This is a genomic window from Streptomyces sp. NPDC021115, from assembly GCF_044333065.1.
In the GTDB taxonomy this organism is placed as follows: Bacteria; Actinomycetota; Actinomycetes; order Streptomycetales; family Streptomycetaceae; genus Streptomyces.
In genome coordinates this window covers 572,039-593,890 of the sequence record NZ_JBIRQF010000001.1, presented here as the reverse complement: position 1 = coordinate 593,890, position 21,852 = coordinate 572,039, and the positions used below count along the sequence as shown (strand labels likewise).

Sequence of the window (21,852 nt, the reverse complement as noted above, 5' to 3'; positions counted from 1 at the left end):
GATTCCGCTCTACGGCACCCCACGCAGCGTCCATCGACCCACCCCGCGAGGCCCGGACGTATGCAGACGGCCATCGGCAGGTCATCGGACTCACGGGTACGCGAAAGCGCACACGTACACCGTTGCGGGACAGTTCCGGATTCGCACCGGATTCCCCTGCGGCGACAGCGGAGACGAGCATACATCTTGTGTCGCGGTGCGCACGCGCCCCCAGATGTTGTGTCGTCAGCTGGGAGAATTCGCACAGTTGTGCGCGTCGTGTCGGGTCTGGGCAGTGCCGGAATCCCAGGGAAAACTAGCTTCCCGCGCCGCTCCGCCGCCATTCGTCCAGGGCACGGGCGAGGCGGGCGCGGTAGCCCGCGTAGCCGTCCTCGTAGGCGTCGCGCAGCTCGCTCCGGGGCTCGACGGTACGGGACGCCGCGTGCCACCGGGACGCGTCCACGGGGTCGCCGAGCGAGGCCCAGGCGACCGCGACCGCGCCCCGCGCGCCGACCTCCGGCTCTTCGGGCACGACCACCGGCCGGCCCATGACGCTCGCGAAAATCTCCGTCCACGCGGCGGACCGCACGCCCCCGCCGCACAGCGCGAGCCGCCCCGAGAGCCCCGCCGCCTCCAGGCAGTGGCGGGCCGCGTAGGCGATGGCCTCGCACACGGCCCGTACGGAGTCGGCGCGGGTGCTGGCGAGGGTCAGGCCGTCCAACCGCCCCCGGGCGGCGGGCTCCACGAACGGCGCGCGCTCCCCGGCGCCCGACAGGAAGGGCAGCGCGGTCACGCCGTTCGCGCCCGGCGGACTCCCGGAAAGCAGGGTGTCCAGGTCGGCCGTGGTCGTCCCTGTGAGATCGAGCACCCAGTCCAGGGCGGCGGTGCCGACCATAGCGGGCATCGCGCGCAGCCAGCGGTCCGGATCGGGGGTGCACAGCCACATCCCGGCCGGACCGGCGGCCGGGTCCACCTCCGGGCGGTCGGTGAGGACTTGGCAGGCCAGCGTGGTGCCGACGATGAGCAGCCCGTCGCCCACGTCCCGCACCCCGCTGCCGATGGCGCACGCGGGGAGGTCGTACGGACCGGAGACGACGGGCAGTCCGCGCGGCAGCCCGGTCAGCCGGGCCCCTGCGTCGTCCAGCGCGAGGACGGTGCCGGGCGCGGCGGGCGGGGGCAACAGCCGGGCGTAATCGGACAGTCCGCACAGCTCCAGCGCGTCCGGCACATATGTGCGGGTGGTGACGTCGAGGAACGGCAGGGAGGCATCGGAGGCGTCCACGGTGATGACGCCGGTCAGCCGCTGGGCCACCGCGTCCACGCAGTAGCCCGCGACCGCCGCGCGCTCCAGCGCCTTTGGCTCGTGCTCGGCCAGCCAGCGCAGCAGCGGGGCGTGGCAGCCAGGGAACAGCCCCGAGCCGGTGCGGGCGTGGAGGGCGGCGAGCGTGCCGTCCGCGCTCCAGCGGGCGACGGTCCCGCCTCCCCGGCCGTCCAGCCAGGAGATCGGCGGGCGCACCGCCCGGCCCGCCTCGTCGCGCAGCCACAGACCGTCGCCCTGGCCGGTGAGCGCGAGCGCGGCGGGCGGGCCGGGGAGCGCCGCGGCCACCTCGCGGACGACCTCGGCGACCGTGCGCAGCACGTCCTCCAGGTCCTGTTCGACCAGGCCGCCTGGCAGCCGGTCCAGTCGGCTGGGGCGGGCCGCGGAGGCGAGCGCGACCCCGTCGCGGCCGAAGGCCACGGCCTTGGTGACGGAGGTGCCGACATCCACTCCGATGATCACGCGCATGCCCTGCCGCCCTCCGGAACCTCGGTGTCCCATCCCACATCACATGGGCGATGCTAGATTTAACACTCGCGACGTGATCAGGCAATGGCTGACGTACGCGGCTGACGCATATGGCTGGCATATCGAAAGGCCCCGGATGACCGCCCGACTGCTGCTCGTACGGCACGGAGAGACCGTGTGGCACGCGGAGAACCGGTACGCCGGGATCTCGGACATCGCGCTGACCGAGCGCGGCCACCGGCAGGCGCGGGCCCTCGCCCACTGGGTGCGGGGCCGCGGGATCGACGCGGTGGCCTGCTCCCCGCTCGGCCGGGCCCGGCACACCGCGGAACCGGCCGCCGCCGCGCTGTCCCTGGTGCCCGAAGTCGTCGAGGACCTGCGCGAGATGGACTTCGGCTGGGGCGAGGGCCGCACGATCGCCGAGATGGAGGCGGAGGACCCGGCGGCCGTCCGGGCCTTCCGCGCCGACCCCGAGGCCGGGGCCTTCCCCGGCTCGGAGCGCCCCGGCGAGGCCGCGGCCCGCGCCGTCGCCGCCCTGCGCGGGCTGGCCGCCGCGCACCGGGGTGGCACGGTGCTCGTCGTGGCCCACAACAGCCTGCTGCGGACCGCGCTGTGCACCCTGCTCGGCATCCCCGTCGGCCGCTACCGCGCGGTCTTCCCCCGGCTGGACAACGCGGCGGTGACCGAGATCGGGATCGACGGCGACGTCACGGCGCTGCGCTCGCTGAACGTGCCCACCGACGCCGCGACCGGAGGTGCCCGCCCATGACCACGGTCCGTTCGCAGGACGCCCGCAGACAGACCATCACCGACTACGTCCTCGCGCACTCCACCGCCACCGCGGCGGAGCTGGCCGACCTCACCGGCGTCAGCCTGATGACCGTGCACCGGGACCTGGACGAGCTGGCCAGGCTCGGCGTGCTGCGCAAGTTCAGGGGCGGGGTCTCCGCCCTGCCCACGTCGGTCTTCGAGTCCAGCCTCGCCTACCGGATGGGCGCTCACCGGGCCGAGAAGGAGGCGGTGGCCGCGGCCGCGGCGGAGCTGGTCGAGCCCGGGATGTCGCTGATGCTTGACGACTCCACGACCGTCCTCGCGCTCGCCCCGCTGCTGGTGGAGTCCGCCCCGCTGACGGTGGTGACCAACGCCCGGCGGGTGATCGAGGTCTTCGCCGGGGTGCCCCGCATCCGGCTCATCGGGCTCGGCGGGGAGTACTCGCACACCCATGACTCCTTCCTCGGCGTGCCCTGCGCGGAGGCCATCGCGGCGGTCGCGGTGGACCTGGCGCTGGTCAGCACCTCGGCCATGGACGCGTCGACCACGTACCACCAGGAGCAGGACGTGGTGCTGGTCAAGCGCGCCATGCTGGCCGCCGCCGCCCGCACGGCGCTGCTGATGGACGCCTCCAAGACCCGGCGCACGGCGCTGCACCGGCTGTGCCCGCTGGCCGACTTCGACCATCTGGTGGTGGACGGCGCGGCGGACGCCCGGCTGGTGGGGGAGTGGCGGGAGCGCACGGATGTGAGGCTCGCGCCCGGCCCTTCTTAACGCCGCCAGTGTTAATTTAACTCCACGTGTGAGGGGCGTGATCTGTGATGTCCGACCGGGCCGAGGTCGTCGCGGGGATCGACATCGCCACGGCGGCCGTGCGGGTGGTGTGCGCCGACGCGTACGGGCGCGTACGAGCGCGGGGCGGCGCGGAACTCCCGCCCCCGCGCCGGAGCGAGGGCGGCCGCAGCGAGCAGGACGCCTCGGCCTGGTGGCCCGCCGTCGCGGCGGCCCTGCGCCAGGCCACCGGGGCGCTTCCGGCGGGCGGCCGGGAGGTCGTGGCGGTGGCCGTCGCCGCCACCTCCGGCACGATCGTCCTCGCGGACGGCCGCGGCGAACCCCTCGGCCCCGCCCTGATGTACGACGACCGCCGCGCCGCCGGGCTCAACGCCCGCGCCCAGGAGGCGGGCGCCCCGCGCTGGCGGTCCCTCGGCCTGTCGGTCGCCCCGACCGCCGCCCTCGGCCGCATCGCCTGGCTGGCGGGCGACGACGGTACGGCGGCCGGTGGCCGGGGCCGTCATCTGCTCCACACCCCCGACCTCGTCGGATGGCGGCTCACCGGCGGGCCCGTCGCCACCGACTGGTCGCACGCGCTCAAGAGCGGCTACGACGCGCGCGCCGGGGAGTGGCCGGGCGAGGTCTTCGACGCGCTCGGCGTACCGGCCCGGTGGCTGCCGTCCGTCCAGGCACCGGCCACGCCCGTCGGCACGGTGTGCGCGGACGCCGCGGCGGAGACCGGGCTGCCGACCGGCTGCGCGGTCCGCCTCGGCATGACCGATGGCTGCGCCGGACAACTCGCCACCGGGGCCGTGCGGCCCGGGCAGTTCGTGGGGATCCTCGGCACCACGTACGTCCTCAAGGGCGTCACCCGCGACCTGGTCGCCGACCCCTCCGGCGCGCTCTACAGCCACCGCCACCCCGACGGCTGGTGGCTGCCGGGCGGCGCGTCCAACACCGGGGGCGAGGCCCTTGCCCACCTCCCGGCCGACCGCCTGCCCGCGCTCGACCGCGCCGCCGCGGACCGCGGCCCGGCCTCCGTGGTCGCGTATCCGCTGCGCCGTGACGGCGAGCGCTTCCCGTTCGTCAGCGGCGCGGCCCGGGGCTTCGTCCTCGGCGCCCCGGCCGACGACGCCGACCGGCACCGCGCCACGCTGGAGGGCGTGGCCTTCCTGGAACGCCTCGCGCTGGAGCGGGCCGCGGAGCTGGGCGTGACGGTCGAGGGTCCGCTGTGGGCCGCGGGCGGCGGCAGCCGCAGCCCGCTGTGGACCCGCATCCGCGCGACCGCGCTCGGCCGCCCGCTGCGCGTCGCCGACCACGCCGAAACGGCCTTCGGCGCCGCCCTGCTGGCCGCCTCCGGAACCCTCCACCCGGACCTCGCCGCGAGCGCCGCCACGATGGTGCGCCCCGGCCGGGACGTCGCACCGGACGCACGCGAGCACGCCGCCCTCGACGCCTCGTACGCCACGTTCACCGCGGCGCTGTGCGAGCGCGGCTGGCTGGGGTGACGGCGAGCGGCGCCTACAGCCGCACGGCGAACGCCCACAGCGCGATGTCCGGCACCGGCTCCCAGTCCCGCTCCGGCGCGCGCCGGAACCCCAGCCGCTCGTAGAGCCGGTGGGCGGTGGTCATCCTGGGGTGGGTGGACAGCACCATGCCTCCGAGCCCCAGCTCCCGTGTCCGGTCCATACACGCCCGCACCAGCGCCTCGGCCGCCCCGCGCCGCCGCGCCTCGGGCCGCACCGCGAGCATCCGGAACTCGCTCTCGTCCGGCCCGGCCAGCTCCGCATACGTCCCCCCGTGCACGGCGAACGCCAGCGCGCCCAGCACCGTGTCGCTCCCCGCGTCCGCCGCGACCAGCAGCTCCGACCCGGCGGCCCGCTTCCGCGCGTCGCGCAGCTCGTCGAGATACGGGTCCTCGGCCCCGAAGTCCAGCAGCCCGTCGCCGAGGTACACGGCGGCGGTGAACTCCCCGATCTCGTCCAGTTCCTCGTCCCGCGCGCGTCTGATCGTGACATCCATACCCGCAGTCTGCCGCAGGGCACCGACAAGCGGCCGGTCACGGGGTGACGGCGGTGATCACTCCGGCGGAACCGGCGCGCTTGTTGGCCGCCTCGGCCTCCTGAAAGGTCACATAGCGCCGGACCGTGCCGTCCGGCAGCGTCAATTGGTAAACGACGGTTCTTTGCGGCGTTCCGCCACCACAGTTGCAGCCCATGGGCGCTTTCTCCTTTCAGTCGAGCCACCGCGACGCCACACCGGCCAGATAGGAAAGCGTCAGGGCGGTGGCCGGGATGTGGAACCACACGGTGGTGTGCAGCGATTCGGCGTACACGGCGGTGGCCCCGCCCACCCATGTGCTGGTGCACCAGCCGCAGTTGACCAGATAGGTGACCGGAGAGTCGTCGCCGAACCGGTCGGCGATCCACATCCGGAACCCCGCCGCCAGAGTGTCCTTGGTGAGGAAGCGGGTGATACGGCAGGTGGTGCCGAGGGCGAGGAGGAACGCTGCCAGGCTCATGGGGGTCGTTCCCTACCGGTTCGGTCAAGCCAGTGACGGGGAGACGGACTCCGGCCGAGGATGGGCGGCCTCAACTGCCGATACCACTCATTACAAGCGCGACGGACGGCAGCGAGCCATACGCCGAACGAGTGATGACCGCCGCTGGGTCTTGAGTGAAGCGGGGGTGCGTGGATAACTGGAAATGTGGCCGCCGGGTCCGTTCCCTGCCTTGTCGGCCATTTTCAGGAGCCGGGCATTCGCCCCGTTTCTCCGTACCTTTTCCGCGCGCCACTTCCGCGCCCTGATCGGCCGCCCCTCATTTCCTTTCCGGTGTCGGCCCGCATCGTGTGGCGGCCGACGGGTGCGCGTCCCTCACCCCTCTCCGGGAGGAACGACCATGACCTCGACCGATCTCGCGTCCGTTGCCGCATCCACCGGGGGCTGGTGGCCCCCGCCGCCGTGGGGACCGCCGCTGCTGCTGTCCGTGGTGCCCAACTCGGGCCCCACCGCCGGTGGCAACCTCGTCCAGCTGACCGGGGTGAACCTGCACAACGTCATCAGCGTGACCTTCGGCGGCATTCCCGCCACCATCGTCAGCCAGAACGGCAACGACACCGTCGTGGTGCTCGCTCCGCCGCACGCGGCCGGGCCCGTGCAGGTCCTCGTCACCACCACCGCCGGCACCAGCAACAGCCAGCCGTACAACTACGTGGCGCCGCCCCCGCCCACCGCCACCTCCATCACCCCGGCCTTCGGGCCGACCACCGGCGGCACGGTGTTCCTGATCAACGGCACCAACCTGAACACCGTCACCAGCGTCACCTTCGCCAACGTCCCCGCGACCATCGTGGCCGTGAACCCCGCCGGTACCCAGCTGGTCGGCCTCACCCCGGCGCACTCGGCCGGCACCGTCGCCGTGGTCGTCACCGGCCCCGGTGGCAGCGTCTCCATCCCGGGCGGCTTCACCTACTTCGTCGCTCCGCCCGTGCCCGTGGCCACGAACATCGTCCCCAACACCGGACCGGCGGCCGGCGGCACCGCGTTCACCATCAACGGCACCAACCTCGGCACCGTCCTGGCCGTGCTGTTCAACGGCGTTCCCGCCACCGGTGTGACCGCCACCGCCACCACGGTCACCGGCACCACTCCGCCCGGAGTGGCCGGTACCGCGACCGTCACCCTGGTGACGGCCACCGGGACCACCACAGTCCCCGGCGGCTTCCTGTACGTCTGACCCGTACGGCACCGGCAGCCGGGCACCCCGGCTGCCGGTGCCGACGCGTCTCAGGCGACGCCGTGGTGGCCACCGCCCGGGCGGTGGTGGTCGAAGGCCAGCACTTCGCCCGGGGTCACCAGGAACGGCCGCATCATCGCCATGTCCTCGTGCTCCAGGATGTGGCAGTGGTACATGAAGCGGCCTGTCGCGCCGGTGTAGTGGCCGATGACGTTGACCATCTGGCCGCCCGCGACCTGGATGGTGTCCTTCCAGCCCCGCTCGCTCGGCAGCACCTCCAACTCCCCGGAGTAGGCGACCGGCGCGTCCTTGCCGGTGCCGCCCACCGCCGGGTCGAAGCCGCCAGCCGCGTACGCCTGACGGCTCATGGCCTGGAAGCTGATCAGGTGGATGTGCATCGGATGGGTCGGACCGCCCAGGTTGAGGAAGCTCCACTGCTCCCAGGAACCCAGCTCGACGCTGATGCCCATGGCATCGTCGAAGGTACGGGAGATCCGCTGGTAGGTGGCCGTCTCACCCTTGTCGTTCCTGATCTGGACGACCCCGTCGCCCGGGACCGTCACTTCGTCCTCGGCGACCTGCCGCAGCTCCCAGATCTCCGGGTGGCCGTTGCCGCCGACCGTGCCGGGCGGGGTGAGGGCGATGATCCGGTGCCCGTGGGCCGGGGCGTTGGCGTGGGTGATCCGCTGGAACGAGGAGAGCACCTTCGGCAGGACGAAACGGTCGCGGACCGGGTCGCGGTCCACCCGGAACTGCATCATCTGCGGGTACGGAATCCCGCGCGCCTCGTCGGCCTCGCCCGGGTTCTTCCCGTCCGGGGTGTTGACCAGGCGCAGGGTGCGGCCGCGCAGCCGGGAAAAGTCGATCAGCAGGTCGAGCCGCTCGGACGGCGCGATCGACACCGGAGCGTCGAGGTCCACCGGGCGGTCCAGCAGTCCACCGTCCGTCCCGATCTGCTTGACCGCCCCGGTCACCTGCTCACCGGTCTCCTCGTCGACCAGCGCCAGCCGGTAGAAGCGCGCGTTGGACGCGTTGAGCACCCGGAACCGGTACCAGCGCGCCGCCACGTCGAAGTGCGGCCAGATGACCCCGTTGACCAGCGTGTACGGCCCGCTGAACGGAATAGTGACGTTGCGCCCGTCGGCGTCCTCGCCGATGGACTGCACCTTGTGCAGCAGCCGCCCGGTCAACCGCCCGTCGGGGTCCTGGTCGAGGTTGCGGTCCATCAGGACCAGCGGCACCTCGTACTCGTCGCGCGGCAGCCGCAGCGCGTCCTCCTCCTCGTCCCGGACGAGGTACATGCCCGCCAGACCGGTGAACACGTTCCACCGGGTGATGTGCATGGCGTGGTCGTGGTACCAGAGCGCCGTCGCGCGGCAGTCGTTCGGGTACTCGGAGAGCTGGGCGTCACCGGGCGAGACCGCGTTCTGCGCCCATCCGTCGTTACCGGCGCCGGTCGGAGCGCCGTGCAGATGCGTCACCGACCACGGCGGCAGCTCCGCGACCCCCTTGACCTCCTCGGCGCCCGCCTCGTCATGGCCCGGGACGTTGCTCGCGGGCGGGTTGGCGATCGGAACCTCGTACGCGGTCACCGGGTACGCGCCGGACAGCCGGTTCGTCCAGGTCACCCGCAGCCGCTGCTTGCGGCGCACCTCGATGGTGGGTCCGGGGAAGTGCCCCTCGTAGGTCCACACCCGGGTGGGCGGCAACTGAGAGTGCAACCGCACCCAGGTCGCGCGAAGATCGACCGTGACCCCCTCCAGCGCCTCCGCCTTGTCCGGGCGCAGCCGCGGCGGTATGCGCAGGGCGTCCATGAAGGGCACGAGCCCGGCCGCCGGCGGCGAGGCCGGAACGGTCGGCTCCAGTGTGCTGCCCGGGCTCCCCGGACCGGTCTCCTCGAACTCCTCGAAATCGTTTCGGACAAGCGTGTCGGACATCGCCGAACCCCCGTTGTGTTTCCCCCGTGCCGCCTTCGGTGTCCGGCGGCACACTTCTCACTCCTACAGACACGCGGGGGGCGCACAACAGTTGCGAGGAAGGTGGCGAATACGTCAATCCGCGTAGATTGGGCCCAAGGGGCGTGATGCGTCATAGGCCGCCGGCTGTTCGATCCATCTCTCCGAGGGCCCTCGCCGCCGCCGGGCGAGGGCGGCGCACCCGCCACAGTAGGCAGCGGACACCCTGGTCATCAGGGACAGTCACGGCCCGAGATCGTGGGCCACTTCCAGGTGTTACGTTGGAACGCGGTGCCCCGGCACCCCGGACGAGCGCGTCGTACCCGGTCAGGACAAGACGACGTAGTAAGCGTGCCTGTTACTACGTGAGGTTCCTGCCATGGCGTGGATTCTTCTGATGCTGTCCGGTCTGCTGGAGACGGTCTGGGCGGCGGCGCTCTCGGCGTCGCACGGCTTCAGCCGGCTCCGTCCCACCCTGCTGTTCGCCGCTGCCGCCGCGCTGAGCATGGCCGGGCTGTCCTACGCGATGCGCTCCATCCCCATCGGCACCGGCTATGCGGTGTGGGTCGCGATCGGAGCGGTGGGGACCGCGGCCTACGGCATGGTCGCGCTCGGCGACCCGGTGAGCGCCGGGCGCATCGTCTGCCTGGGCCTGATCGTCAGCGGCGTGGTGGGCCTCAAGCTGATGCACTAGCAGTACGAACGGGCCGCCGCCTCCCGTGAGGGAGGCGGCGGCCCGCCTGTGAGGACATCCGGCTCAGTGGCCGCCGGGGGCGCCCGCCGTGGCCGGGGGCAGGTCGGCCTGGACGCCGGGGTCGCCCGCGTCCGCCTTGTAGTCGGCCGGGGACGTCTCGTCCACCCCGTCGGGGGCCTTCAGCGCCCGCAGGACGAACGTCAGCACCACGGTGACCGCGACGTTCAGCACGAAGGCGGTGAAGCCGATGTAGCCGATCTCGCCGATGCCCGGGATCTCGTCCGAGCTGCCGCCGAAGTGCTTCTGGGTCGGGCTGGCCACGCCGTACGCCGCGAGCGTGCCGTAGACCATGCCGACCGCCCAGCCGCCGAGCAGCGCCCACCGGTGGAACCAGCGGGTGAACAGGCCGCCCACCAAGGACGGGAAGGTCTGGAGGATCCAGATACCGCCCAGCAGCTGGAAGTTGATGGCGACGGTCTTGTCCATGGTGAGGACGAAGGCCAGCGCGCCGACCTTCACCAGCAGCGAGGTCAGCTTGGAGACCTTGGTCTCCTGCGCCGGGGTGGCGTCCGGTCGCAGGAAGTCCTTGTAGATGTTGCGGGTGAACAGGTTCGCCGCGGCGATCGACATGATGGCCGCGGGGACGAGCGCGCCGATGCCGATGGCGGCGAAGGCGACCCCGGCGAACCAGTCCGGGAACATGTTCTCGAAGAGCTGGGGGATGGCCAGCTGTCCGTTCTGCACCTTCACGCCCGCCGCGATCGCCATGAAGCCCAGCAGCGCCAGCAGGCCGAGCATCAGCGAGTAGAGCGGCAGGATGGTGGCGTTGCGGCGGATCACCTCGCGGCTGCGGCTGGAGAGCGTGGCGGTGATCGAGTGCGGATACATGAAGAGCGCCAGCGCAGAGCCGAGGGCGAGCGTGGCGTAGCCCCACTGCTGTTTGTCGCCGCTGGCGAGCGCGCCCTTGGGCGCGCCGGTCGGGCCCGGCTGCGACAGCGCGTGGCCCGCCTTGGCGAAGATGTCGTCGAAGCCGCCCAGCTTGATCGGGATGTAGATGATCGCCACCGCGATGACGATGTAGATCAGGGTGTCCTTGACGAAGGCGATGAGCGCGGGGGCGCGCAGCCCGGAGGAGTAGGTGTACGCGGCGAGCACACCGAAGGCGATCAGCAGCGGCAGGTCCTTGATGAACCAGTTGGTGTTCTCGCCGCCGCCCACGCCCATGACGTCCAGCACCGCCTGGATGCCGACGAGCTGGAGGGCGATGTACGGCATGGTGGCGAGGATGCCGGTGATCGCGACGGCCAGCGAGAGCCCCTTGGAGCCGAAGCGGCCGCGGACGAAGTCCGAGGTGGTGACGTACCCGTGCTTGTGGGACACCGACCACAGCCGGGGCAGGAAGGTGAAGATCAGCGGATACACCAGGATGGTGTACGGCACCGCGAAGAACCCGGCCGCGCCCGTCGCGTAGATGGCGGCCGGAACGGCGACGAAGGTGTACGCGGTGTACAGGTCGCCGCCGAGCAGGAACCAGGTGATCCAGGTGCCGAAGCTACGGCCGCCGAGACCCCATTCGTCGAGGTTGTCGGAGTTCTCGGCGGCCCGCCAGCGGGCGGCGAGGAAGCCCATCACCGTGACGGCGAGGAAGAAGAAGATGAAGACGGCGAGCGCGACGCCGTTCACGCCGTCCTTCATGCGGAACCGCCTCCCCTGCGCGCCCGCTGCTCACGGCGGACCAGGATGTACGCGAGTGTCGTCAGCGCGGCCGAGATCGGCACCCAGAGCATCTGGTACCAGTAGAAGAACGGGATGCCGATGAAGGTGGGCTCGATCTTCGCGTACGAGCCGACCCACAGCATCGCCACGAAGGGCGCGATGAGACAGAGCGCGGCCACCACGCGCGAGGGCGTGACGACCGGTCTCCTGTCTTCGGACGTGTCTGACATGGCGGCGGGCTCCCGTCCCCTCGGCGCATCCGTGCTGATCATCGGCGTGCGTCACCGGTGCTGATCATTTGTGCAGTGCGCAGGAATCTAAGCCCGTGGACCGGCAGTCGTCACTACCCGTCCGCATATCGGTATGAGAAAGAAGCGGAGTCGGGCCCTCGCGTCAGCCGTTCGGACGCTGGAGCCGGGCCACGAACTTGTAGCGGTCGCCGCGGTAGACCGAGCGCACCCACTCCACCGGTTCGCCCGCCGCGTCCAGCGAGTGGCGGGAGAGCATCAGCATCGGCAGGCCCACGTCGGTGCCCAGCAGCCCGGCCTCGCGCGGGGTGGCCAGGGAGGTCTCGATGGTCTCCTCGGCCTCGGCCAGGTGCACGTCGTACACCTCGGCCAGCGCGGTGTAGAGCGAGGTGTACTTGACCAGGCTGCGGCGCAGCGCGGGGAAGCGCTTGGCCGACAGATGGGTGGTCTCGATCGCCATCGGCTCGCCGCTGGCCAGCCGCAGCCGCTCGATGCGCAGCACCCGGCCGCCGGTCGCGATGTCCAGCAGCGCGGAGAGCCGGTCGTCGGCGGTGACATAGCCGATGTCCAGCAGCTGGGAGGTGGGTTCCAGGCCCTGGGCCTTCATGTCCTCGGTGTACGAGGTGAGTTGCAGCGCCTGCGACACCTTGGGCTTGGCGACGAAGGTACCCTTGCCCTGGATCCGCTCCAGCCGCCCCTCGACGACCAGTTCCTGGAGCGCCTGCCGCACGGTGGTGCGGGAGGTGTCGAACTCGGCGGCCAGGGTGCGCTCCGGGGGGACCGGGGTGCCGGGCGGCAGGGTTTCGGTCATCTCCAGCAAGTGGCGCTTGAGGTGGTAGTACTTCGGGACGCGCGCGGTGCGCGTCCCGCCGGAGCTGTTGCCGCTCTCGGCGGTGGCCGTCGTGGCCGTCGCCGCCATTGCCCCCTCGGTCTCCATCGCGCCCTTTCCGCCGTCTGGTCCGCCGCCGTCACCGGCCTCTGATGATTTCAGCGCCTCACATCGTGGCACGCCCTGGCCCCGGGGTGGCTGCCCTGCCCGGATGTCGAGAGATGTCGGTCCGGTAACGGAGCCGGAAGCGGCGTTGTCCACTCTTGACACCCCTATAGGTCGAGAGCCACGCTCTGCACTGAAGTGGTCTAAACCATTAAACCTCTCATTCGGCGATGTGGGGAGTAGGACGCCGTGACGTGTGGCCTCGGGGTGGCGACGGGTGTCGCGGCAATGCTGGTGTCGGTGGGCCCGCCGCCGGTGCGGCGGAGGGAAGATCCACGTCCATGACGACCCTCGCGCACGGCTCGGCCACCCTCACCCGGGACGCCCTCACCGTCCTCCAGCCCGGCTTCACCGGCACCTGTGCCCCCGACTGGCTGCTGCGCCGCCTCGGCGAGGGGCTGGCCTCCGTCGGGCTGTTCGGCCGCAACATCGACTCGCCCGAACAGCTCGCCGCGCTCACCGCCCGGCTGCGCGCCGAACGCGACGACGTGCTGGTGGCGATCGACGAAGAAGGCGGCGACGTCACCCGTCTGGAGGTACGCGGCGGCTCCTCCTTCCCCGGCAATCTCGCCCTCGGCGCGGTCGACGACACCGGGCTGACCCACGCCGTCGCCCGCGAACTCGGCCGCAGGCTCGCCGAGTGCGGCGTCAACCTCAACTGGGCGCCGTCCGCCGACGTCAACTCCAATCCGGACAACCCGGTCATCGGCGTCCGCTCCTTCGGCGCCTCGCCCCAGCTCGTCGCCCGGCACACCGCCGCCTGGATCGAGGGGCTCCAGGGCGCCGGGGTCGCCGCCTGCGCCAAGCACTTCCCCGGGCACGGCGACACCGCCGTCGACTCCCACCACGCCCTGCCGCGCATCGACGCGGACCCCGGGACCCTGGCCGCCCGCGAGCTGGTGCCCTTCCGGGCGGCCGTCGCCGCCGGGACCAAGGCCGTGATGAGCGCGCACATCCTGCTGCCCGCGCTCGACCCGGTCCTGCCCGCCACCCTCAGCCCCGCCGCCCTGCACGGGCTGCTGCGCGCCCCGGCCGCCGAGGGCGGGCTAGGTTTCGACGGCCTGATCGTCACCGACGGCATCGAGATGCGGGCCGTCGCCGACGCGTACGGCATCGAGCGGGGCAGCGTCCTGGCGATCGCCGCCGGGGCCGACGCGATCTGCGTCGGCGGCGGCCTCGCCGACGAGGACACCGTGCTGCGGCTGCGCGACGCGCTGGTCGCGGCCGTGACGGACGGGCGGCTCCCCGAGGAGCGGCTGGCCGAGGCCGCGGCGCGGGTCCGGGCCCTGGGGGAGTGGGCCAGGGCCACCGGAGGGCCGGCCGCGGCGCGGCGTACCGCGCCCGCCCCGGAGGTGGGGCTCACCGCCGCCCGCCGCGCCCTGCGGATCACGCCCGCGGCGGGCGCCCCCGCGTACCGGCCGCCGGCCGGGCCCGTCTTCGTCGCCGCCCTCACCCCGGTGGCCAGCATCGCCGTCGGCGACCGGACCCCCTGGGGCGTCGCCGCCGAACTGGCCCAGGCGCTGCCCGGCACCACGACCGCCGCCTACGGCCCCGAGGACACCGCGGTCCGGGGCGCGTCCGGCGTGGTCGCACAGATGCTCGACGCCGCGGCGGACCGTAGGATCGTCGCTGTGGTACGCGACACCCACCGCCACGGCTGGATGGCGGGCGTCCTGGACGCCCTGCTCACCGCCCGGGCGGACACGGTCGTCGTCGAGATGGGGGTGCCCCAGGCACCGCCCCGCGGGGCCCCGCACATCGCGACCCACGGCGCCGCCCGGGTCTGCGGGCGGGCGGCCGCGGACGTCATCACCGGCGTCACCACCGGCAACGAGGCCGGGCACTGACACCTCACGCACAACCGGCACAGCCCTCTGGAGGCACCCAGGATGTCCGCCACGACGAAGGACCCGAGCAACGATCAGCCGGGCCGGATCATGTCCGGCGAGATGAACGAGCAGCCCGCGGTGCTGCGCCGCATTCTCGACCAGGGCGCTCCGAAGATCCGCGAGACCGCCGAGCTGATCGCCGCGCGCGCCCCGCGCTTCGTCCTGCTCACCGCCCGGGGCACCTCCGACAACGCGGCGCTGTACGCCAAGTACCTGCTGGAGGTGCTGCTGGGCAAGCCGTGCGGCCTGACCTCCATGTCCACCACCACCGCGTACGGCGCGCGGCAGGACCTCACCGATGTGCTGGTGATCACCGTCAGCCAGTCCGGCGGCTCCCCGGACCTGGTCGCCTCCACCGAGGCCGCCCGCGCGGCCGGGGCGATCACCCTCGCGGTCACCAACAACGCGGACTCCCCGCTGGCCGGGGCTGCCGAGTTCCACATCGACGTGCTGGCCGGGCCCGAGAAGGCGCTGCCCGCCACCAAGACCTACACCGCCGAACTCCTCGCCCTCTACCTCTTCGTCGAGGGGCTGCGCGGCGGCGACGGCGCGGCCGCCAAGGCGCTGCCCGACCTCGCCCAGCAGATCCTGGACCGGCAGGGCGAGGTGAAGCAGCTCGCGGGCCGCTACCGGTTCGCCGAGCGGATGGTCCTCACCTCCCGGGGCTACGGCTATCCCACCGCCAAGGAAGCGGCCCTGAAGCTGATGGAGACCAGCTACATCCCGGCCCTCTCCTACTCCGGCGCCGATCTGCTGCACGGCCCGCTGGCCATGGTCGACAACATTTCGCCGGTGATCGCGATCGTCACCGAGGGCAAGGGCGGCCAGGCGCTCCAGCCCGTCCTGGAACGGCTGCGCGGCCGCGGCGCGGACCTCGTGGTGATCGGCAGCCAGGCCGAGGTGGACCGCGCGTCCGCCGGATTCGCGCTGCCCACCGAGGGGGTCGCGGAGGAGGTCCAGCCGATCCTGGAGATCCTGCCGCTCCAGATGCTGGCGTACGAGGTGACCATCGCCCGCGGGCAGGACCCGGACGCGCCGCGCGCGCTGGCCAAGGTCACCGAGACCCGCTGAGCCTTCACGGGCGACGGACCCCCGGAAACACCCGCGGGCCGCGGCGCCGGGGCGGGACCCTCAACCCACCCGGCACCGCAGCCCGGAGCTCGTCGGCCGAGCAGCCGACCTGAAGAGGCGTACGGAGCGGTCAGGGCAGAGCGCGCCGTGTGCCTCCGATCCACCCTCCTGTGCGGGGAGGGCGGAAGATCGCATCGTTGGCCATTCTGGACTAGACCAGTACCGTCTGTCCACGCTTATGTGCGAATCGGCTCATCGCTTGTCCGGGTAGGCTCGCCATGTGCCCTCCATGAACGATCTCGTACACCAGCACACCGCCCTCGACGAATCCGATCTCGAGTGGCTTCACCTGCTGGTATCGGAGTGGCAGCTGCTCTCCGACCTCTCCTTCGCCGACCTCGTGCTGTGGGTGCCCACCAGCGACGGCACCCGCTATGTCTCGGTGGCGCAGATGCGGCCCAACACCGGGCCCACCTCCTATCAGGACGACATGGTCGGCCATCTCGTTCCCCGTGGCCGCCGACCCATGCTCGATGCCGCGCTCGACGAGGGCCGGATCGTCCGCGAGGGCGACCCCGAGTGGCGCGAGGAGGTCCCGGTCCGGGTGGAGTCCATCCCGGTCCGCCGGGAGAGCCGGGTCCTCGGCGTGATCGCCCGCAACACCAATCTGCTGACCGTACGGACGCCCAGCCGGCTGGAGCTGACCTATCTCCAGAGCGCGTCCGACCTGGCCCAGATGATCGCCGCCGGGGCGTTTCCCTTCCCCGGCCAGCAGGTCGACATGGACGCCTCACCGCGCGTCGGCGACGGGCTGATCCGGCTCGACGCGGACGGCGTGGTCCAGTACGCCAGCCCCAACGCGCTCTCCGCCTACCACCGGCTCGGGCTCGCCGCCGACCTCGTCGGCCACCACCTGGGCGAGACCACCGCCGAACTGGCCCCGGCGCGCGGCCCGGTGGACGAGGCGCTGGTCAAGCTCGCCAGCGGCTGGGCGCCCCGCGAGTTCGAGGTCGAGAGCGGTGAGAACGGCGTCATCCAGCTGCGGGCCATCCCGCTCAAGCCCAAGGGCCTGCACATCGGCTCGCTCGTCCTGCTCCGGGACGTCACCGAACTGCGCCGCCGCGAACGGGAGCTGATCACCAAGGACGCCACCATCCGGGAGATCCACCACCGGGTGAAGAACAACCTCCAGACGGTGGCCGCGCTACTGCGGCTCCAGGCCCGCCGGATGGACTCCGCCCAGGGGCGGGAGGCGCTCAACGAGGCGGTGCGCCGGGTCGGTTCGATCGCCATCGTCCACGAGACCCTGTCCCAGACGCTGGACGAGCGGGTCGAGTTCGACGACATAGCCGACCGGGTGCTGGCGATGGTGGCCGAGATAGCGCCCGGCAAGGTCACCGGCCGCCGCACCGGACGGTTCGGCATCCTCGACGCCGAGGTGGCCACCCCGCTGTCCATGGTCCTCACCGAGGTGCTGCAGAACGCGCTGGAGCACGGCTTCGGGCCGGGGGAGCAGGGCACGGTCGAGGTCTCCGCGGTGCGCGGCGGCACCGGTGAGGAGAGCCGGCTGAAGGTGGTCGTCCAGGACGACGGGCGCGGGCTGCCCGAGGGCTTCGACCCCCAGCGCGCCGGAAACCTCGGCCTCCAGATCGTCCGCACCCTGGTGGAGGGCGAACTGGGTGGCACCTTCGACATGGTGCCCGCTCCGGAGCGCGGCACGCGTGTGGTCCTCGACATACCGGTGGATGCCGAGAAGACCTGAGCATCTTCACGGCTTTCTCACAGAAGTCATCGGCAACGCACTGAGCCCCGGACCGTGATGGTCCGGGGCTCAAAAGCTCACGTTGCTGTGCGCATCGGGGCTACTGCGCGCTGCGGCTCGGGGGCCACGGGGCGAATCAGGGTCAGGCGCTGGCGTTCCGCGCCCGGTTCCGAGCGGCACGGCGCTTCATGGCGCGGCGCTCGTCCTCGCTGAGTCCACCCCAGACGCCGGAGTCCTGGCCGGACTCAAGCGCCCACTGCAGACACTGCTCCATGACGGGGCAGCGACGGCAGACGGCCTTGGCTTCCTCGATCTGCAGCAGCGCAGGACCGGTGTTGCCGATGGGGAAGAACAGCTCGGGGTCTTCCTCGCGGCAAACGGCGTTGTGACGCCAGTCCATGGCTGCTCCATCTCCTCGTATTGCGGGCTTGTTGCTTGTGAATGTGAACGCTTTCACGAATCCCTCGACAAGGACAGGGAGGCTGCCAGTTTGGGGACTGGTGCGATCCCGGTTGGGTTTGAGGAGGGGGTTCGGGCTCTCAAGGGGGCCTTTCGTCCGGCCGTCCCGATCGCCAAGAAGAGATTCGCAAACCTCGGCGGCGGATACAACCCCTTCCGGAAAGTTTTTTTTGATTCCTTGGTGTCGGCTGTATCACAGCCGTACTTCCGGGGGGTGGATCCCAGCCTAAACGTTCGACTACAAGGACTTTATGGGGTCTGACTCACACAATCACACGCAGTGCACGGCGTACGCCTGTGAACGTCACGCTCGTACGCAGTCCCAGGTGGTCACCGTCCATCTGGAACGGCAGTGGCGCCTGGGATTGCAAGGTGAAGTCCGTCAGATCGTGGAGCCCCACCACATGCTTGCCGTGCGGCCCCCGCTCGGGCGTCGACGTCAGCAGCTGGGTCGCGTAGCGGGTCATCGCCGGTGCCGACAGCTTGGCGAGTCCCAGCACGTCAAGGGCGGTGTCGAAGGACGCGCGCGGCGCCGCGTAGATCGGGCGGTTGCCCAGATACGTCCACGGGGAGGTGTTGCAGACTATGGACAGCGCCAGCTCCTCCACCGGGTCCTGGCCGGGCCGCCCGAGCGTGATGGTGCCCTGCCGCCGGTTCTGCTCCCCGAAGAACTGGCGCATCATCTGCCGTATGTAGAGGGCATGGGTCGAACGCTTGCCGCGTTCCCGCTGCTGCTCGACCCGGCCGATCACGCTCGCGTCGAAGCCGAAGCCCGCGCAGAAGGTGAACCAGCGGGCGGGCACCGACTCGTCCGCGGTGCCCGGGGTCCCGGCCGCGAGCCCGAGGCCCACGGTGCGCTCCGTGCCGTCCCGCAGCGCGTCCAGCAGGGCGCCGGTCGCCTCGACGGCGTCGTTGGGCAGCCCCAGGGCGCGGGCGAACACATTGGTGGAGCCGCCGGGGACCACCGCGAGGCGCGGCAGTTCACCCGGTGCGGGGCCTTCGTGCAGCAGTCCGTTGACGACCTCGTTGACCGTGCCGTCGCCGCCCAGCGCCACGACCAGCTCATGGGTGCCGCCGTCGACCGCGCGACGGGCCAGATCGCGCGCGTGCCCCCGGTACTCCGTGGTCGCCACGTCGAGCTTCAGATCGCTGGCGAGCGCGTGGATCAGGACGTCACGAGTGCGGGCACTGGTGGTGGTTGCTGCCGGATTGACCACAAGGAGTGCGCGCATGGGCGCCAGCCTACCGACCCGCCGGGGCGTTCCCCGAACCCCGGCCCCGCCCACCCGGGTCCACCGGCGGCTACGCTGCTGGGGTGAGCAGGAAGAAGCCCGCCCCCGCCAAGACGGCCGCCAAGGCTGCCCAGTCCGCCGCGAAGGCCGCCACCGCCAAGCCTGCCGACGCCGCCAAGGCCGCCGACGCGCCCGAGGGGCCGCGTCCGGCCCGGCTGACCGTGGCCGCCGCGCTGGCCGCCGTCGAGGGCCTGGTGCTCGTGGGGTTCGGCGTCTACGTCCTGATCATGGGTCTTGCCGGGAACCCGGAGAGCCCGGAGCAGGCGGAGACGCTCGGGATCACCGTGCTCGCCCTGGCCCTGCTGCCGCTGCTGGCGGCCCGCGGGCTGTGGCTGCGGCGCCGCTGGAGCCGCGGCCCCGCGATGATCACCCAGCTGATGGCGCTGCCGGTGGCCTGGACGCTCGTGCAGAACGGCGGCGCGCTGATCATCGCCGGTGTGCTGACCGCCATCGCGGCCGTCGCCGTCCTGGGCCTGCTGATCAACCCGACCGCGACGGAAGCCCTGGGTATCGGCCCGCGCGACGCCTAGGAGTGCCCGGGGCTGGCCCCGGGCACCGGGCGGGTCCGCTCGCTACTCCTCGACCAGCAGGCGGTCCCGCAGCTGGGCGAGGGTGCGGGCCAGCAGGCGTGAGACGTGCATCTGGGAGATGCCGACCTCCTGCGCGATCTGCGACTGCGTCATGTTGCCGAAGAAGCGCAGCAGCAGGATCTTCTTCTCGCGCGGCGGCAGATCCTCCAGCAGCGGCTTGAGGGATTCGCGGTACTCGACGCCCTCCAGCGCCTCGTCCTCCGCGCCGAGGGTGTCCGCCACCGCCGGGGACTCGTCGTCCGTGTCCGGCACGTCCAGCGAGAGGGTGCTGTACGCGTTGGCGGACTCCAGGCCCTCCAGCACCTCCTCCTCGGAGATGGCCAGATGCTCGGCCAGCTCATGGACGGTCGGGGCGCGCCCGTGCCGCTGGGACAGCTCGGCGGTGGCCGTGGTCAGCGAGAGCCGCAGCTCCTGGAGCCGGCGCGGCACCCGCACCGCCCAGCCCTTGTCGCGGAAGTGCCGCTTGATCTCGCCGACGACCGTGGGGGTCGCGTAGGTCGAGAACTCCACACCGCGGTCCGGGTCGAACCGGTCCACGGACTTGATCAGTCCGATGGTGGCCACCTGGGTCAGGTCGTCCAGCGGCTCGCCGCGGTTGCGGAAGCGCCGGGCCAGGTGCTCGACCAGGGGCAGGTGCATTCGCACGAGGTTGTTGCGCAGCTCGGCCCGCTCCGTGGAGCCCTCTGGGAGGCCCCGCAGCTCGACGAACATCGCCCGCGCGCCGCTCCGGTCGTGCGGATCGTGCTCCTGATGCACCTGCTCCTGCTCGTGCTGATCCATGTGGTCCGCCCGCTCTGGTCGGTCTCCTGCCGCCTCCGCGTCCGCGGGATGCGGTCGGGCCGGCGGGTGCGGGATGGCCGGGGTATGTACTCCCCGCGATGATGCAGTGCTCACGGAGCCCCCTTTGTCCGTCACGGCTGTCCGGGGCCGGCGCCGCGCTCCTTGTACAGACTGATGCTGACCGTGCGGTCCTCGGCGACGGTCGAATCCACCTTGCCCGCCAGTGCGGAGAGCACCGTCCAGGCGAAGGTGTCGCGCTCGGGAGCGCGGCCGTCGGTGGTCGGAGCCGCCACGGTCACCTGAAGTGCGTCGTCGATCAGTCGGAAGACGCAGCTCAGCACACTGCCGGGGACGGCTTGCTGCAACAGGATCGCGCAGGCCTCGTCGACCGCGATGCGCAGATCCTCGATTTCGTCGAGGGTGAAGTCCAAGCGGGCTGCCAGGCCGGCGGTCGCCGTACGCAGCACCGACAGATAGGCCCCCGCAGCGGGCAGCCGGACTTCCACGAAGTCCTGGGTCCCGGGCTCGCCTGCGATCTGGGACACCCTCACCTCCAAGGTGACACAAGCTGTTTGAGCTGAGCTGATTGGAGCGTCGGCCATATGCCCTTATGGTGGAGGGATAACGGACCGGCGCGATGTGCGGTTCGGCTGCGACGCTATCGCGATCTGCCACTCGGTGTCGCCCGGACGAAGCACGGCCCCCGTCACGGGTGAACCCCTGAGATGAACATTCCCGATATCACTCATAGTAAGCATATGAGTACGCAGCGTGGCTAGGGGTTTGCGGTCTCAATTCGAAAGAGATGTCGCCTCACTCAACGAACCGCTGGTCGGAGCTATGCCCGGAGCCTGGGCGGCCAGCGCCCGCAGCGGCTCTCCCGACAGCCTCCGCACGGTCCATTCGTCCATCGCCTCCGCGCCGATGGACGCGTAGAAGCCGATCGCCGGTTCGTTCCAGTCCAGCACCGACCATTCGAAGCGGGCATAACCCCGCTCCGCGCAGATCCGTGCCAGCTCGGCCAGCAGCGCCTTGCCGTGGCCGCCGCCGCGGGCTCTCGGTGTGACGTACAGATCCTCCAGGTACACCCCGTGGGTGCCCGTCCAGGTGGAGAAGTTACGGAACCACAGGGCGAATCCGACCGGCTCGGCCGCTCCGCCGCCGACCTCCTCGGCGATCAGCGCGAAAACCGCCGGATGCTCGCCGAAGAGCGCGGTGTGCAACTGCTCCTCGGTGGCCCTGGCCTCCTGCGGTGCCCGCTCGTACGCGGCCAGCTCGCGGATCATCGCGAGGATGGCCGGGACGTCGGACGGCTTCGCTGATCGGATCATGTGGTGAAGGCTAGCTCGCCGCACCGA

Annotated in this window: 21 protein-coding genes and 2 riboswitches; of the genes, 9 read left to right on the top strand and 12 right to left on the bottom strand. The window is 71.7% G+C overall.

Going from position 1 to position 21,852, the window contains the following annotated elements; genetic code table 11:
* Window positions 1-57: 57 nt before the first annotated feature.
* A riboswitch (cobalamin riboswitch) is annotated at window positions 58-198 on the bottom strand.
* A gap of 97 nt (window positions 199-295) precedes the next feature.
* Window positions 296-1,765: an FGGY family carbohydrate kinase gene (locus ACH4TL_RS02675; protein WP_398313162.1), complete on the bottom strand. Its 1,470-nt coding sequence runs from the start codon at window positions 1,763-1,765 to the stop codon at window positions 296-298.
* A 136-nt stretch (window positions 1,766-1,901) separates the two neighbouring features.
* On the opposite strand from ACH4TL_RS02675, the gene ACH4TL_RS02670 reads away from it, so the two are divergent.
* The 3 genes from ACH4TL_RS02670 to ACH4TL_RS02660 are packed head-to-tail and all read left to right on the top strand — an operon-like array spanning window position 1,902 to window position 4,815.
* Entirely contained in the window at window positions 1,902-2,534 is a 633-nt protein-coding gene (locus ACH4TL_RS02670) for a histidine phosphatase family protein (protein WP_398313164.1), read from the top strand.
* Window positions 2,531-3,310: a DeoR/GlpR family DNA-binding transcription regulator gene (locus ACH4TL_RS02665; protein WP_398313168.1), complete on the top strand. Its 780-nt coding sequence runs from the start codon at window positions 2,531-2,533 to the stop codon at window positions 3,308-3,310. The genes ACH4TL_RS02670 and ACH4TL_RS02665 overlap by 4 nt, the downstream gene beginning before the upstream one ends.
* A gap of 47 nt (window positions 3,311-3,357) precedes the next feature.
* Window positions 3,358-4,815 carry an FGGY-family carbohydrate kinase gene (locus tag ACH4TL_RS02660; protein ID WP_398313170.1) on the top strand — a complete coding sequence of 486 codons (1,458 nt, stop codon included), beginning with the start codon at window positions 3,358-3,360 and terminating at the stop codon, window positions 4,813-4,815.
* 13 nt (window positions 4,816-4,828) lie between these two features.
* On the opposite strand, the gene ACH4TL_RS02655 is transcribed toward ACH4TL_RS02660, so the two are convergent.
* Both ACH4TL_RS02655 and ACH4TL_RS02650 read right to left on the bottom strand, forming a co-directional pair.
* A complete protein-coding gene (locus tag ACH4TL_RS02655) occupies window positions 4,829-5,329 on the bottom strand; it encodes a GNAT family N-acetyltransferase (protein WP_398313172.1) in 501 nt (166 codons plus the stop codon).
* A gap of 211 nt (window positions 5,330-5,540) precedes the next feature.
* A complete protein-coding gene (locus tag ACH4TL_RS02650; RefSeq protein ID WP_398313174.1) occupies window positions 5,541-5,828 on the bottom strand; it encodes a hypothetical protein in 288 nt (95 codons plus the stop codon).
* A 379-nt stretch (window positions 5,829-6,207) separates the two neighbouring features.
* On the opposite strand from ACH4TL_RS02650, the gene ACH4TL_RS02645 reads away from it, so the two are divergent.
* A complete protein-coding gene (locus ACH4TL_RS02645; protein WP_398313176.1) occupies window positions 6,208-7,044 on the top strand; it encodes an IPT/TIG domain-containing protein in 837 nt (278 codons plus the stop codon).
* A gap of 50 nt (window positions 7,045-7,094) precedes the next feature.
* On the opposite strand, the gene phsA is transcribed toward ACH4TL_RS02645, so the two are convergent.
* Window positions 7,095-8,981: an O-aminophenol oxidase PhsA gene (gene phsA, locus ACH4TL_RS02640; RefSeq protein WP_398313177.1), complete on the bottom strand. Its 1,887-nt coding sequence runs from the start codon at window positions 8,979-8,981 to the stop codon at window positions 7,095-7,097.
* 306 nt (window positions 8,982-9,287) lie between these two features.
* A riboswitch (guanidine-III (ykkC-III) riboswitch) is annotated at window positions 9,288-9,346 on the top strand.
* Window positions 9,347-9,378: 32 nt separating this feature from the next.
* On the opposite strand from phsA, the gene ACH4TL_RS02635 reads away from it, so the two are divergent.
* Window positions 9,379-9,693: a DMT family transporter gene (locus ACH4TL_RS02635; protein ID WP_398313179.1), complete on the top strand. Its 315-nt coding sequence runs from the start codon at window positions 9,379-9,381 to the stop codon at window positions 9,691-9,693.
* Window positions 9,694-9,756: 63 nt separating this feature from the next.
* Here ACH4TL_RS02635 and mctP read toward each other — a convergent pair whose 3' ends face one another.
* From mctP to ACH4TL_RS02620, 3 genes are all read right to left on the bottom strand, one after another.
* Window positions 9,757-11,388: a monocarboxylate uptake permease MctP gene (gene mctP / locus ACH4TL_RS02630; RefSeq protein WP_398313181.1), complete on the bottom strand. Its 1,632-nt coding sequence runs from the start codon at window positions 11,386-11,388 to the stop codon at window positions 9,757-9,759.
* Window positions 11,385-11,639 (bottom strand): DUF3311 domain-containing protein, encoded by a 255-nt coding sequence (locus ACH4TL_RS02625; protein ID WP_398313183.1) that lies wholly within the window; start codon window positions 11,637-11,639, stop codon window positions 11,385-11,387. Before ACH4TL_RS02625 ends, mctP begins: the two co-directional genes overlap by 4 nt.
* Window positions 11,640-11,802: 163 nt before the next feature.
* Window positions 11,803-12,594, bottom strand: a complete 792-nt coding sequence (locus tag ACH4TL_RS02620; protein WP_398313185.1) for a GntR family transcriptional regulator — start codon at window positions 12,592-12,594, stop codon at window positions 11,803-11,805.
* A gap of 338 nt (window positions 12,595-12,932) precedes the next feature.
* Between ACH4TL_RS02620 and ACH4TL_RS02615 the strand changes: the two genes are divergently transcribed.
* The 3 genes from ACH4TL_RS02615 to ACH4TL_RS02605 all read left to right on the top strand — a co-directional run bounded on the left by ACH4TL_RS02615 (window position 12,933) and on the right by ACH4TL_RS02605 (window position 17,373).
* Window positions 12,933-14,498 (top strand): glycoside hydrolase family 3 protein, encoded by a 1,566-nt coding sequence (locus tag ACH4TL_RS02615; protein ID WP_398313187.1) that lies wholly within the window; start codon window positions 12,933-12,935, stop codon window positions 14,496-14,498.
* A 42-nt stretch (window positions 14,499-14,540) separates the two neighbouring features.
* Entirely contained in the window at window positions 14,541-15,611 is a 1,071-nt protein-coding gene (locus ACH4TL_RS02610) for an SIS domain-containing protein (protein ID WP_398313189.1), read from the top strand.
* A 289-nt stretch (window positions 15,612-15,900) separates the two neighbouring features.
* Window positions 15,901-17,373 carry a sensor histidine kinase gene (locus ACH4TL_RS02605; protein ID WP_398313191.1) on the top strand — a complete coding sequence of 491 codons (1,473 nt, stop codon included), beginning with the start codon at window positions 15,901-15,903 and terminating at the stop codon, window positions 17,371-17,373.
* A 142-nt stretch (window positions 17,374-17,515) separates the two neighbouring features.
* On the opposite strand, the gene ACH4TL_RS02600 is transcribed toward ACH4TL_RS02605, so the two are convergent.
* Both ACH4TL_RS02600 and ACH4TL_RS02595 read right to left on the bottom strand, forming a co-directional pair.
* Window positions 17,516-17,773 carry a WhiB family transcriptional regulator gene (locus ACH4TL_RS02600; RefSeq protein WP_003953983.1) on the bottom strand — a complete coding sequence of 86 codons (258 nt, stop codon included), beginning with the start codon at window positions 17,771-17,773 and terminating at the stop codon, window positions 17,516-17,518.
* Between the two features lie 322 nt (window positions 17,774-18,095).
* Window positions 18,096-19,064, bottom strand: coding sequence for a diacylglycerol/lipid kinase family protein (locus tag ACH4TL_RS02595; RefSeq protein ID WP_398313193.1), 969 nt, complete (start codon window positions 19,062-19,064; stop codon window positions 18,096-18,098).
* A gap of 83 nt (window positions 19,065-19,147) precedes the next feature.
* Here ACH4TL_RS02595 and ACH4TL_RS02590 point away from each other — a divergent pair, with 83 nt between their 5' ends.
* On the top strand, window positions 19,148-19,654 hold the full coding sequence (locus ACH4TL_RS02590) for a hypothetical protein (protein ID WP_398313195.1): 507 nt from the start codon (window positions 19,148-19,150) through the stop codon (window positions 19,652-19,654).
* Between the two features lie 42 nt (window positions 19,655-19,696).
* Here the strand turns inward: ACH4TL_RS02590 and ACH4TL_RS02585 are convergent, their stop codons facing one another.
* From ACH4TL_RS02585 to ACH4TL_RS02575, 3 genes are all read right to left on the bottom strand, one after another.
* Window positions 19,697-20,608: an RNA polymerase sigma factor SigF gene (locus tag ACH4TL_RS02585; protein ID WP_398313197.1), complete on the bottom strand. Its 912-nt coding sequence runs from the start codon at window positions 20,606-20,608 to the stop codon at window positions 19,697-19,699.
* A gap of 17 nt (window positions 20,609-20,625) precedes the next feature.
* A complete protein-coding gene (locus ACH4TL_RS02580) occupies window positions 20,626-21,039 on the bottom strand; it encodes an anti-sigma regulatory factor (RefSeq protein WP_009715155.1) in 414 nt (137 codons plus the stop codon).
* Window positions 21,040-21,285: 246 nt separating this feature from the next.
* On the bottom strand, window positions 21,286-21,825 hold the full coding sequence (locus ACH4TL_RS02575) for a GNAT family N-acetyltransferase (RefSeq protein ID WP_398313199.1): 540 nt from the start codon (window positions 21,823-21,825) through the stop codon (window positions 21,286-21,288).
* Window positions 21,826-21,852: the final 27 nt, after the last annotated feature.